Origin of the sequence: Corynebacterium lizhenjunii, assembly GCF_011038655.2 — a bacterium.
In the GTDB taxonomy this organism is placed as follows: domain Bacteria; phylum Actinomycetota; class Actinomycetes; order Mycobacteriales; family Mycobacteriaceae; genus Corynebacterium; species Corynebacterium lizhenjunii.
Map to the genome: position 1 here is coordinate 829,054 of NZ_CP064954.1, position 12,201 is coordinate 841,254.

Below are 12,201 nucleotides of genomic sequence, written 5' to 3' on the forward strand. Positions count from 1 at the left end.
AGCAGCAACACATCAGCTAGCAGCACCGAAGAAAAGGAGTGTCAGATATGCGTACCATTAACCACTTTGTCAACGGGGAGGCCTTCGCGGGCACCACGGGCAAGACTCAACCGGTACTCAACCCGTCCACCGGCACGGAGCAGGCCCAGGTGGTGCTCGCAGATCGCGCAGACGTGGACGCGGTCATCGCGGCCAGCGCGAAGGCCCAGCCGGGTTGGGCGGCAATGAACCCGCAAAAGCGCATCCGGATCATCATGGAGTGGATCCGCCTCATTCACGCCAACATGGATGAGCTGGCCCGCACCCTGTCCCTGGAGCACGGCAAGACTTTCGATGACGCCAGGGGCGACGTCCTGCGCGGCGTGGACGTGTTGGAGTTCGCCCTGGGCGCGCCGCATCAGCTCAAGGGGGAGTACTCCACGGAGGTCGGCACCGGAATTGACACCTATTCGCTGCGCCAGCCGCTGGGTGTGGTGGCAGGCATTACTCCCTTTAACTTCCCGGCCATGATTCCGCTGTGGAAGGCCGGCCCGGCGTTGGCGGCTGGCAATGCGTTTGTGCTCAAGCCCTCGGAGCGCGACCCTTCCGTCCCAGTGCGCCTGGCTGAGCTGTTTATCGAGGCAGGTGCCCCGGCTGGCGTGCTCAATGTGGTCCACGGTGGCAAGGAGGCCGTGGATGCCATCCTCGATTCGGACACCATCAAGGCCGTGGGCTTTGTGGGGTCGACCCCTATCGCTCAATACATTTATGCTCGCTGCGCAGAAACCGGCAAGCGCGCCCAGTGCTTCGGTGGCGCGAAGAACCACGCCATTGTGCTGCCGGATGCTGACATTGACGCCACTGCCGATGCCCTGGTGGGCGCCGCCTTCGGCAGCGCCGGCGAGCGCTGCATGGCACTGTCCGTGGTGGTTCCGGTGGGCAAGGAGACCGCAGATAAGCTGCGCGAGGCCCTGGTGGCCAAGATTCCTTCCCTCAACGTCGGCCACTGCCTGGACCCCCAGGCGGACTACGGCCCGCTGGTTACTGCCGATGCCCGCGACCGCGTCTTCCGGCTGATCGGAGAAGGCGTGGAGGCCGGGGCCGACCTGGTAGTAGACGGCCGCGAGCTGGATATGAGCGGGGCGGAGTTTGAGGGCGAGTCCCTCGCAGGTGGCTACTACTGTGGCCCCACCTTCTTTGACAATGTCACCGCGGAGATGTCCATCTACACCGAGGAGATTTTTGGTCCGGTGCTGGCCATGGTGCGCGCCGAGACCCTGGAGGAAGCCATTTCCTACCCCAACGACCACGTCTACGGCAATGGCGTGGCCATCTTTACCCAAAACGGTGGCGCGGCCCGCGAATTTGTTAAGAACATCAATGTCGGCATGGTGGGGGTCAATGTTCCCATTCCGGTGCCGATTGCCTACCACACCTTCGGCGGCTGGAAGGCCTCTGGCTTTGGCGACTTGAACCAGCACGGCCCTGATTCTTTCCGCTTCTACACCAAGACCAAGACCGTGACTTCCCGCTGGCCGGATGATTCCCAGGCAGGCCCGCAGTTCACCATGCCGGTGATGAACTAACTTCACCAGCTACACGCACACAGTCTGTACGTACACCCTTAGAAAGGAAGCCTCATGAGCACCATTGCCTTTATCGGACTGGGTAATATGGGCGGGCCTATGGCCGCCAACCTGGTCGCCGCCGGACATACCGTCAACGGCTTTGATGTTGTCGAAGAAGCCCGTGACCGCGCCGCCGCCAGCGGAGTAAACGTCATCGACACCGCCGAGGCTGCTGCCCAGGACGCAGAAGTCGTGATCACCAGCCTGCCCAACGGCGCGCTGGTGGGCCAGGTCATTGATTCCATCTTGTCTGCCGATGCCCCCCGTTTGTTCATCGACGTCTCTACCATCGCCGTTGCCGAAGCCCGGGACCTGGCGCAGAAGGTTACGCAGGCAGGGTCGCGCTTTCTCGATGCCCCCGTCTCCGGCGGCATCGCCGGTGCTGCGGCAGGCACCCTGGCCTTCATGGTGGGCGGCCCGGCCGAGACCTTTGAGGAGGCCAAGCCGCTGCTCGACATCATGGGCCGCTCGGTGACCCACTGCGGGGATACCGGCAACGGCCAAGCGGTCAAGGCGTGCAACAACATGATTCTGGCGGTGCACCAGATTGTGCTGGCAGAGGCCCTGGTCCTAGGCGAACGTCTGGGCTTGGACCACCAGGCCTTCTTCGACGTGGTTTCTAACGCCACCGGCAATTCGTGGGCGCTGTCGGTCAATGCCCCCGTCCCGGAGGTGGTGCCCACCTCGCCAGCTAACCGCGACTTCACGCCGGGCTTTGCTGCGGCATTGATGCTCAAGGACCTCAAGCTGGCCATGGCGGCGGCGGAGGACACTGCGACGGACACCGTCTTGGGTAAGATTGCCGCCCAGCAGTACGCGGACTTCGTTGACGAAGGTCACGGCGGGCTGGACTTCTCCGCCATCATCAATGAGGTTCGCCGTCGAGAATAGACTGCAACAATGGCGAGTAATAGCTGATGAGCGTGTCCGTGTGGAAGCTGCGGAACTCTGTATCCCCAAAACGCCGCATAAAGGACAAGCCCATCAGCAAAGCCAGCGCAGATTGCGCCCGCAACTCCGGGGAGGGGCTGCTCCAGGGCGCTTCTGCCCGGATTCGCTCCGCTAAAACCTGCAGCAGGTCCGACTTGATGCGCTTGCCAATGGCATTGAGGCTATCCCGGTCGCCCGCCGCCACGGAAATGGTACGCGCCATTGAATAGGGGGCATTGTGGGGAGCCGTTAAGGTTTCTACCACCGCCGTGTGGCCAAGCTGCGCAAACGGACCCGCAAACAGTGCAGCTGAAGAGGCCGTGAAGTCCACGGTGGCCTCAAAGAGGCCGTCTTTGCTGCCGAAGTGCTTGACTATCAACGCCACGGAGACCCCCGCCGCGCCAGCTATGTCTTTGAGGGAGACTTCTGCGAAGGTGTACTCGCTAAAGAGCTGACGGGAACACTCGAGAATCCGGGTGCGGGCAGGAGGAAGGGCGTCACTACTCATGCGCACTACTGTAACCATCTGCCTTCATACGTGAGGAGTTCGACGTGGATTTGTCGCAGCTGATTTCTTTTGCTGGTGTTGTGGCATCGCTGGCGTTCTTGGTGGTATTTGCCTACCGTGGACACTCCGTGGTGGTGGTAGCCCCCATTGCCTCGCTCATCGCCGTTATTACCTCTGGGGTGCCCATCATGGGTACCTACACCCAGATCTTCATGCCCGCGTTAGCTGGGTTCATCGGCAAGTATTTTCCGCTATTTCTCTTCGGCGCCATCTTTGGCTATTTGATGACGTCTACGGGACTGGCCCGCTACCTGGCCCATGGGATTACCGCCCTGTTCGGGGCCAAGCGTGCACTGATAGCCACCGTGGTGGCTACCGCTTTGCTCACGTACGGCGGGGTGTCCGCTTGGGTGGTGGCTTTTACCATCGTGCCCATTGCCACCGCCTTGTTCCAAGAAAACGAGATCCCCCACCGGCTGATGCCCGCCGCCATCGCCTTGGGCACCATCACCTTTGCGCTGGCGGCCTTGCCCGGCTCGCCGCAGATCCACAACGCTATCCCCACTAGCTACTTCGGCACCAATACCTATGCCGCGCCCGTCTTCGGCCTCCTGGCCGCAGCCATCATGTTCTGCGCCGGAATAGCCTGGTTGCAGTGGCGGGCGCGCCGCCTGCGCGCTGGGGGAGAGGCCTTCGCCCCGCGCGACGCCCACGGCAACATTATTGAGACCCCACTAGCCCAACAGGCTGAGGAGATCGCCGTGGCCACCCCACTGAAGCAACCCTCCACCGCTGTGCAAGGTCTTCTGGGATTGCTGCCCATCGCGGTGGTCATTGGAGTGAATTTCTCCATTGTCTACGGCTTTTCCAAGCACTGGGATGCCGCCTACCTGGCGGAAGAAAAATACGGAGAGACCTCCCTCGGCGCGCTACTGGGGGTGTGGTCACCCACCATCGCCCTGGCCCTGGCCGTCGTAGTGATCATCGCCATGTTCCCCTCCCGTGTCCGTGAATCGCTGAGTGAGCTTTCCGAAGGCGCCAAAAACGCCATCGTGCCATGCTTTACCACTGCCTCGGAGGTAGGCTACGGCGCGGTCATCGCCGCCCTGGCCATCTTCGCCTTCATCAAGGACAACATGCTGGGTATTAGCGATAACGCACTCGTGGTCTCCACAGTATCCACCGCCGTCATCTCCGGTATCACCGGCTCTTCGTCCGGCGGATTGTCCATCACCATGCAAACGCTTGGCGAACAACTCGCGCAGCTGGCCAGCGAACAAGGCATCTCGCTTGAGCTCATGCACCGGGTGACCGCCATGGCATCGGTAAGCTTTGACTCCCTGCCGCATAATGGTGCGGTGCTGACTATGCTGCTGGTGTGCGGGATGACCCACAAGCTGGCGTATAAAGACGTCGCCATGGTCACGGTGGCCATCCCTTTGGCCACCCTGGCCTTCATGCTGGGGCTGGCTGCCCTGGTCCCGGGGCTGGCTTAGACAACCTGGTGCCGGGACCCGCGCAAGCACCGGCCTGTCTGCCCTGATCCCGGGACCCGCGCAAGCACTCCGGCCGTCTGGCTCGCTTAATCCGCGACCAGCGGCTCCATGGTCAGCTCCGGGTGCTCCTTTTCAATAAAAGCCAACTTCCACTTATCGCCGAAGAGCGCAATGAGCTCACCGTCCGTGCGGGTAAAGACCTCCACCCCGCGCTGGCGGCCCAACTCCGGCGCCGACTCAGCGTCAGTGCGCCGGGCCACGGAGTAGGGGATGGGCTCCGTAATCGTCTCCACGTTGTACTCCAGCTCCATGCGCGCCTGCATGACCTCGAACTGCATGGGGCCCACGGCGGCCATGACTGGGGCGGCATCCCCGCGGGCATCGTTACGCAAGATTTGCACCACGCCCTCGGCAGCCAGCTGGTCCAGACCCTTGCGGAAGGCCTTATACGAGCCCAAGGACTTTGCTCGCAGAATCCGGAACGCCTCCGGCGCAAACTGCGGGATCGGCTTAAACTGCACCTGCTTGCCGGCGTAGATGGTATCCCCCGGAGCCAGCGAACCAGCATTGACCAGACCCACAATATCGCCTGGATAGGCCGTGTCTACGGTATCGCGCGTGCGGCCAAAGACCGTCAGCGCATACTTGGTGGAAAAAGACCTCCCGGACTGGGCGTGATTGACCTGCATGCCGCGCTCAAACTCACCGGAGACCACCCGCATGAACGCCAGGTTATCGCGGTGCTTCTTATCCATACCGGCCTGGACCTTGAAGATAACCCCGGAAAACTCATCGCCCACCTCGCGCACGCTGGCCTCCGCCTCCCGGGCCCGCGGGGCCGGGGCAATTGCACACAGGGTGTCCAAAATCTGGTGCACACCAAAGTTGAGCATGGCAGAGGCAAAAATCACCGGGGAAGTAATGCACTGCTCAAACAGCTCCTGGTCGTGGATAGCCCCGTCTGCCGCCAACAGCTCGGCTTCTTCCACGGCAGTCTCCCACGCCTCGCCTTCCTTCGCGGCAGCGCCTGCCGGGTCATAGTGCTCCTCCGGCGCAATGGTGGAACCACCAGCGGTGCGGATGAAGTGCACGTAATTATCCGCCTCGCCTTCGGCGTTAATGTGCGCCAACCCGCGGAAGTCCCCGGCAATACCCACCGGCCAATACAGCGGTGTGGGCTGGAGCTGAATCTCTGAGACAATCTCATCAATCAACTCCAGCGGCTCGCGCCCCACGCGGTCCCACTTGTTAATCACGGTGATAATGGGCAAACCCCGCGCCTTGCACACCCGGAAGAGCTTGAGCGTCTGCGGCTCCAAACCCTTGGCGGCATCGATAAGCATCACAGCGGCATCAACAGCAGTAAGCACGCGGTAGGTGTCTTCAGAAAAGTCCGCGTGGCCAGGGGTATCCACAAGGTTAATCATGTAGGGCTGCCCCTCGTGTCCCTCCGGAGCGTACTCGAACTGCAACGCAGACGAGGCGACCGAGATGCCGCGCTCCTTTTCCATCTCCATCCAGTCAGAGACGGTGGCTTTGCGGTTACCCTTGCCGTGCACCGCGCCGGCCTCATTAATAACGTGGGCGTGTAGCGCAAGGGCCTCCGTCAGGGTGGATTTACCGGCGTCGGGGTGGGCAATGACGGCAAACGTGCGGCGGCGCGAGGCCTCTTGTGCTACAGAACTCATGGCCAAAAGTCTAGCGGGAGCAATTTAGCATTCCACATTGAGCTGGCGGCCAAGTTCATCGAAGACCCGCTGGGCCACGCTCAACTTCCTCGCAACCGGGCGCGGGGCTAGGGCTTGGGCTACTGCTTTGCCGATACCGTCCGATGCCCCCGTTATAACCATGGTCGTGCGTGCCGTATGCATGCGGCTAAGTGTATTCACGTTTTTCGGGTAAAGTGGCCAGGATTGTTTAGGCCAAGTAAAGGAGAAGTTATGGCAAAGATTGCAGTGGTGCTGGGCTCTATTCGCAAGGGCCGCGCCGGGAAAGCCGTCGCCGATTGGGTGGTTGACCAGGCCCAGGGCCGCGACCACGACTATGCGTTGGTGGATTTGCTGGACCACCCGCTGCCGCTGATGGATGCAGAAGTAGTCCCCGCCGCAGCAGAGAAGGCGTATGCGGACTCGGCGGTGCAGCGCTGGTCGGATACCATCGACGCCTTTGATGGCTATATTTTTGTCACCCCGGAATACAACAGCAATGTCCCGGGCCCGTTTAAGAACGCTTTTGATTGCCTGGGGCAGGAGTGGGCTGGCAAGCCGATTGCCTTCGTGGGCTATAGCTTTGGCAACTCCCGGCGGGTGCTGGAGAGCTGGCGCATGTCTGTCACAGGTTCGCTAAAGATGCAGGCAGTTGATGCCGCAACTGACGTGGACCTGGCTGCCAACTTTGCCGATGCCGCCTTTACGCCAACCTCCGCAGTGCTCACCCAACTCCAGGCGACGCTGGAGGAGTTGGAGGCGAAGCTGGGTTAGCTACTTGAAGCGCGGATGGATCTCCTGCTGCGCGGCGGCTAATCCGCGGGTGGCTAGCAGGGTGGCAGCGTGGGCGGCACCGGCGATGGACTCGTCAAAACCCGCCCCGGCATCGACGGGGCCCAGGACGTAGTCGGGAACCGGGGTACCAGGTGCGGGGCGGGAGATGCCGATCCGCACGCGCAAGTAGTCTCGGGTGCCCAGATGCTCGCTGATGGATTTCAGACCATTGTGGCCGTTTTCGTTACCGCCGAGCTTGAGACGTAGCTTGTGGGCTGGCAGGTCTAGCTCATCGTGGAGGATGATGACGCGCTCCGCCGCAATTCCCAGATGGCGGGCCAACTGGCCGATGCCCTCCCCGCTCACATTCATGTAGTCGGTAGACCGGGCGGCCACAACATGCACGCCGTCGAGGTTAAGCTGCGCGGCGTGGGCTGCGATTCCGCGGACGGGTTCCAGTACTGCACCGTGGGCCGCCAGGAGATCATCGAGCGCCATGTAGCCGACATTGTGGCGCGTGGCGGCGTACTGCGGCCCAGGGTTGCCCAGTCCGACCACCAGAAAGTCTGCGGTGAGGTCGGCCGGGTCCACGCCGGATGGGCGCGCGGCGTTGGTGGACCGCGGGCGGGAAAAACGAGCCAGGAAGTCGCGCAGAAAACTCATGCGCACCATCTTCCCACGGCCGGCGTTGCCGTCCTACACTAGGCGCCATGAGTAGTTTGAAGCCACGCGAAACACACCCAGACAGCGCCGCGCAGCCAGGAAGTGCTGCGCGCCCAGACAGCGCCGCGCAGCGAAATAGCGCAGTGTTGGATTCTTTGGAGATCCCCATCGTGATTGCGCCTATGGCCGGTGGTCCCACCACCCCGGCGCTGGTGCGCGCGGCTGCTCAGCACGGTGCGTTTAGCGCGCTGGCGTGGGGAACTATCGACATCAAAGGCGCAGCCGCGCAGCTCGCAGAAATCGGAAATGAACGCTATGGGGTTAATCTCTTTGCCCCGCAAGAAGCCCTGGAGCCAGCGGAGTTGGAGGCAGCCCGTGCCTTGGCGCCCGAAGGCCAGTTACCGGAGGTGGACTACAGCTTCGGGTGGGAAGAAAAGCTAAGCCTGGCCCTGGAGGCTGCGCACCCGCCAGCGGTGCTGTGGGCTATGTTCGGTGCGTTTAGCCCCGAACAGTGCCAGCGTATTCACGCGGTGGGGGCAGAAGCGTGGGTAAGCGTGACTGACCCGGAGGCAGCAGTAGTTGCCGCACGCCAGGGCGCAGATGTGCTCTGCGTGCAAGGGCCTGAAGCCGGTGGGCACCGCGGCACCGTGGACTTTCGCGCCGAACCGGATTGGCACCCACTAGCCGAATTGGTCCGGGCAATGCACGCGTCGCTGGAGGCAGAAGGATTGGAACGGCCCCTGATTGCTGCTGGCGGGATTCGCGACGCCGCCGGGGTGACTGCGGCCCTGCAGCTGCCCGGGGTACGTGCGGTGAGCTGCGGGTCGGCCTTTTTGCTTGCAGAAGAGGCGGGGACATCGGCAAGCAACCGGGAACTGATTGCTGCTGGCGGGCGCACTGTGTCCACCCGTGCCTTCAGTGGACGCTATGCCCGGGGCCTGGCCACCGCCTTTAGCGACGCCCATGGTGACCTCGCGCCGATCTATCCCTTCCTCAACCCCATCCTCGCGCCGCGACGGGCCCAGGGGGACCTGGAGGTTGCCTATTGTCTAGTAGGTATTGAGCCGGAGAAAATCCGTGGGGGTAGTGCGGGTGAAATCCTGCACCAACTTTATTAAACGGGCGTGCGGAGCCGGTAGGATGTGGGAAAACGACTAACCCCACAATGAGTAAAAGGAATGATGCAAGTGACCGATAATCGACAGGTTGGCCACGAGGACTGGAACCAGCGCATCGAACGCGCGCAGGAAATGATTCCGCTACTGCACAAGCTGCGCCGTTCCAACGTTGTCACCTCGATCTTCGGCTCCCTGCTGGAGGGCGTGACCGACATCGACATTGTTAAGGCTCACCGCTACGCCCGCCGCATAGCCGGCCAGGAGCTCTCCACCGCCCAGACCCTGCCCATCCTGGAGGTGTTGGTGGATCTCAACCTGGCATCGGCCTCCATTGACTTGGGCCAGCTGGCAGTGAAGTTCGCGGAATCGGGTGAGCAGGACCTGCGGGCTTTTGTGGAAGAAGAGCTCGCCAGCGTCATCGGCAAAGACGAGCACAAGGAGCCGCGCGACGTGGTGCTCTACGGCTTTGGCCGAATCGGGCGCCTGCTGGCCCGCATCCTCATTGCCCGCGAGGCCGCCTACAACGGTGTACGCCTGCGTGGCATCGTAGTGCGCAAGAAGGGCGACATTGATATCTTTAAGCGCGCCTCTTTGCTGCGCCGCGACTCCGTCCACGGGGCGTTCAACGGCACCATCACCGTGGATGAGGAAAACGAAGTCATCTGGGCCAATGGCACCAAGATTCAGATGATCTACGCCAATGATCCGGCGGATATCGACTACACCGCCTATGGCATTGAAGATGCCATCCTGGTGGACAACACCGGCGTGTGGCGCGACCGCGCGGGCCTAGAACAGCACCTGAAGTCCAAGGGCATTTCCCGCGTGCTGCTCACCGCCCCGGGCAAGGGCGATTTGAAGAACATTGTCTACGGCATCAACCATGCAGACATTGAGGATTCGGACCAGATTCTGTCCGCAGCATCGTGTACCACCAACGGCATTACCCCGGTGCTGAAGGTAATCAACGACCGGTACGGGGTGGTGCACGGCCACGTGGAGACCGCGCATTCCTTTACCAACGATCAGAACCTGATTGATAACTTCCACAAGGGCGACCGGCGTGGCCGCGCCGCAGGCCTGAACATGGTGCTTACGGAGACCGGCGCGGCGAAGGCAGTGTCCAAGGCTGTGCCGGAATTTGAGGGCAAGCTGACCGGAAACGCCATCCGCGTTCCCACCCCGGACGTTTCCATGGCCGTGCTCAACCTGGAGCTAGAAAAGGAAGTCGACGCCGCAGAGGTTAATGACTTCCTGCGCAATGTCTCCCTGCACTCGGAGTTGCGCCAGCAGATTTCCTACATTGCCTCCCCGGAGGTGGTCTCCTCGGACTTTGTTGGCTCCACCCACGCTGGCATTGTGGATGGCCTAGCCACCATCGCATCCGGCAAGCACCTGGTGCTCTACGTTTGGTATGACAACGAGTTCGGCTACTCCAACCAGGTCATCCGCATTGTGGAGGAACTCGCAGGCGCCCGCCCGGTGGTGCTGCCGCAGCGCGTAGACCCGCAGGAGCTCTAGGCGCTGGAGCTCTAGGCACAGAAGCGCCGGGCCCACAGGAGGGGCTCCGGGGCATCGGCAGAAATAGCCGCTTGGGAAACCAGGCGGCTATTACTTTTTGTCCTTCTTCTTGCGCTCGAGCTTGGCCGCCACATCCGGCACATAAGCAAAGTGATCGCGCGAAGGGCGTTCGTAGGAGTCCTTCCTGCTGGCCGGGCGCTCCGGGATTTCTGGGACTGCTTGTTCCACCCGCTCATAGGGGATGGTCTCGAGGATGTGGCTAATGACGTTGATACGTGAGCGCTTCTTATCCTCACTTTCCACCGTGTACCACGGGGCCACGGGGGTGTCGGTGTGGACAAACATCTCATCTTTAGCCCGGGAGTAGTCCTCCCAGCGGGTGATGGACTGCAGATCCATCGGGGAGAGTTTCCAGCGGCGCAGCGGATCATTGCGCCGCGACTTGAAGCGGGCAATCTGTTCCTCATCGGAGACGGAGAACCAGTACTTGAGGAGGATAATCCCGTCCTCGACCAGCATGCGCTCCAGGATGGGGGCCTGGTGGAGGAAACGCACGTGCTCCTGCTGGGTGCAAAAGCCCATGACGCGCTCGACGCCGCCGCGGTTGTACCAGGAACGGTCGAAGATGACGATCTCGCCCGCAGTGGGCAGCTTTTCTATGTAGCGCTGGAAGTACCACTGCCCGGCCTCGCGATCGGTGGGCTTGGGCAGGGCCTCAATGCGACAGGTGCGGGGGTTGAGGTACTGGGTAATGCGCTTGATGGCGGAACCCTTGCCGGCTGCGTCTCGGCCTTCCATGATGATGACCACGCGGGCGCCGGTTTCGACGACCCACTGTTGCATCTCTACCAATTCTGCCTGGAGGCGCTTGAGCTCTGCCTCGTAGGCCTTCTTCTTCAGCTTCCGTGGTTGTGCCATGCCTCCTAGTCTAGGTCTCTAGTCGAAGGGTCACTAGTCTAAGGGCCTCTTGTACAGGGGTGCCTCTAGTCTCGGGCCGCTATTCTGGGGTCTCTATTCTGAGGCCCTAGTCCAGGGCAGGCGCTGCCGCATCAAAAATGGTGGTGTTGGCGATGTAGCCCAGGCCCGCGATTTCCACCCGGGTCACATCGCCGTGGCTAAGGAAGGCCTGCGGGTCGCGGGCAAAACCCACGCCCTCCGGGGTGCCGGTGGCAATGACATCCCCGGGATTGAGGGGGTAGAGCGAGGAGATGAACTCGATCAAGCGCGGGATAGGAAAGAGCAGATCATCGGTGTCGTCATCTTGGCGAACGTGCCCGTTGACCAGGGTGCGTAGGCGCGCGTGCTCCCCGGGGCTCCATTCATCAGCAGTGGTGAGCCACGGTCCAAAACCGGCGGTGCGGTAGAAGGATTTTCCCGCATGGAATTGGGTGGTCGCCCGCTGGAAATCCCGCAGGGTGTAGTCGTTGATAATGGCGTATCCAGCCACGTAGTCGAGCGCCCTCGCTGCGGGGACGTGGTGGGCGCGTTGACCAATGACCACGGCCAACTCGCCTTCATAGTCCAGTTGTTCCTGGGCGAAGGGCGGAATGTGGACCGGATCAAAGGGGCCAGTGAGTGCCTCCGGGAACTTGATAAACAAGGTGGGTTGTTCCGGTTGCTCCCGGCCCATCTCCCGGGCGTGGCGGGCATAGTTGACGCCCACGCAGATAATTTTGCCGGGCTGGGGCAGTACTGGGGCTAAGTCCTCAGGCAGGAACGCCACCGGCTCGCCCGATAGTGCGGCGGCCTTGCGCCAATCTGGTTGAGCCAGCAAAGCACCGACATCCTCGTGGTCCAGGTCGACACCTATGCCCTCGCCCTCGATGCGGATACAGGTGGTGCCAAATGTCGTGCGAAGTGTTGCAAGCCTCATGGGCG

At 61.9% G+C, this 12,201-nt stretch carries 12 protein-coding genes; 6 read left to right on the forward strand and 6 right to left on the reverse strand.

The features are described 5' to 3' along the window. Window positions 1-47: 47 nt before the first annotated feature. Both G7Y31_RS03880 and mmsB read left to right on the forward strand, forming a co-directional pair. Window positions 48-1,565 (forward strand): CoA-acylating methylmalonate-semialdehyde dehydrogenase, encoded by a 1,518-nt coding sequence (locus tag G7Y31_RS03880; protein WP_165007779.1) that lies wholly within the window; start codon window positions 48-50, stop codon window positions 1,563-1,565. Between the two features lie 54 nt (window positions 1,566-1,619). Continuing rightward, window positions 1,620-2,498: a 3-hydroxyisobutyrate dehydrogenase gene (mmsB, locus tag G7Y31_RS03885; RefSeq protein ID WP_165007777.1), complete on the forward strand. Its 879-nt coding sequence runs from the start codon at window positions 1,620-1,622 to the stop codon at window positions 2,496-2,498. Here mmsB and G7Y31_RS03890 read toward each other — a convergent pair. Further along, window positions 2,473-3,045 (reverse strand): TetR/AcrR family transcriptional regulator, encoded by a 573-nt coding sequence (locus tag G7Y31_RS03890; protein WP_165007775.1) that lies wholly within the window; start codon window positions 3,043-3,045, stop codon window positions 2,473-2,475. The genes mmsB and G7Y31_RS03890 overlap by 26 nt on opposite strands. A 188-nt stretch (window positions 3,046-3,233) precedes the next feature. On the opposite strand from G7Y31_RS03890, the gene G7Y31_RS03895 reads away from it, so the two are divergent. After that, entirely contained in the window at window positions 3,234-4,541 is a 1,308-nt protein-coding gene (locus G7Y31_RS03895) for a GntP family permease (protein WP_425321660.1), read from the forward strand. A gap of 86 nt (window positions 4,542-4,627) precedes the next feature. On the opposite strand, the gene G7Y31_RS03900 is transcribed toward G7Y31_RS03895, so the two are convergent. Next, a complete protein-coding gene (locus G7Y31_RS03900; protein ID WP_165007773.1) occupies window positions 4,628-6,229 on the reverse strand; it encodes a peptide chain release factor 3 in 1,602 nt (533 codons plus the stop codon). Window positions 6,230-6,253: 24 nt separating this feature from the next. Next, complete coding sequence (locus tag G7Y31_RS03905) at window positions 6,254-6,412, reverse strand: hypothetical protein (RefSeq protein ID WP_165007771.1); 159 nt, start codon at window positions 6,410-6,412, stop codon at window positions 6,254-6,256. Window positions 6,413-6,481: 69 nt separating this feature from the next. Here G7Y31_RS03905 and G7Y31_RS03910 point away from each other — a divergent pair, with 69 nt between their 5' ends. Beyond that, on the forward strand, window positions 6,482-7,021 hold the full coding sequence (locus G7Y31_RS03910; protein WP_165007769.1) for an NADPH-dependent FMN reductase: 540 nt from the start codon (window positions 6,482-6,484) through the stop codon (window positions 7,019-7,021). On the opposite strand, the gene pth is transcribed toward G7Y31_RS03910, so the two are convergent. Next, the gene (gene pth, locus G7Y31_RS03915) at window positions 7,022-7,684 is read right to left on the reverse strand and encodes an aminoacyl-tRNA hydrolase (protein ID WP_165007767.1); all 663 of its coding nucleotides are present in this window, start codon (window positions 7,682-7,684) and stop codon (window positions 7,022-7,024) included. It lies immediately after the preceding gene. A 47-nt stretch (window positions 7,685-7,731) separates the two neighbouring features. On the opposite strand from pth, the gene G7Y31_RS03920 reads away from it, so the two are divergent. Beyond that, complete coding sequence (locus tag G7Y31_RS03920; RefSeq protein WP_165007765.1) at window positions 7,732-8,802, forward strand: nitronate monooxygenase; 1,071 nt, start codon at window positions 7,732-7,734, stop codon at window positions 8,800-8,802. A 60-nt stretch (window positions 8,803-8,862) separates the two neighbouring features. Beyond that, on the forward strand, window positions 8,863-10,323 hold the full coding sequence (locus tag G7Y31_RS03925) for a glyceraldehyde-3-phosphate dehydrogenase (protein WP_196823613.1): 1,461 nt from the start codon (window positions 8,863-8,865) through the stop codon (window positions 10,321-10,323). Between the two features lie 90 nt (window positions 10,324-10,413). Here G7Y31_RS03925 and ppk2 read toward each other — a convergent pair whose 3' ends face one another. Both ppk2 and G7Y31_RS03935 read right to left on the reverse strand, forming a co-directional pair. Beyond that, a complete protein-coding gene (gene ppk2, locus G7Y31_RS03930; RefSeq protein WP_165007761.1) occupies window positions 10,414-11,241 on the reverse strand; it encodes a polyphosphate kinase 2 in 828 nt (275 codons plus the stop codon). A 106-nt stretch (window positions 11,242-11,347) separates the two neighbouring features. Next, on the reverse strand, window positions 11,348-12,196 hold the full coding sequence (locus tag G7Y31_RS03935; protein WP_165007759.1) for a fumarylacetoacetate hydrolase family protein: 849 nt from the start codon (window positions 12,194-12,196) through the stop codon (window positions 11,348-11,350). Between the last annotated feature and the right edge of the window lie 5 nt (window positions 12,197-12,201).